The sequence below is a fragment of the Bradyrhizobium sp. Ken01 genome (assembly GCF_055807355.1).
Map to the genome: position 1 here is coordinate 1 of NZ_JBVVPC010000235.1, position 260 is coordinate 260.

General features: G+C 55.0%; 1 protein-coding gene. It reads left to right on the top strand.

Annotation, left to right across the window (positions count from 1 at the left end; translation table 11 throughout):
- Positions 1-260: Rossmann-fold NAD(P)-binding domain-containing protein (locus tag AC0L3S_RS39465; protein ID WP_473285369.1), on the top strand; the 260-nt coding region annotated here is incomplete at both ends.

A 260-nucleotide genomic window follows, 5' to 3' on the forward strand; every position in this document is an offset into this window, starting at 1 on the left:
CTTGTCGCTGACGTCTGTGCAACGCATTTTTGCCGCACATAACCTTGTCGTCTTCGACGTCGAGGAATTACCGACCCATGGCGGCTCGCTGCGCATTTTCGCAGCTCATCAAGGCGCGATACGCGCGACAATCAATCCAAGTGTGCCCCAACTTCTTGCACGCGAGAAGGTTGCCGGACTTACCGACGTGAACCGCTTCGCCGAATTTTCAGAACGCGTGAAGCGAAGCAAGCGCGATTTGCTTGAGTTCCTCATTCAGG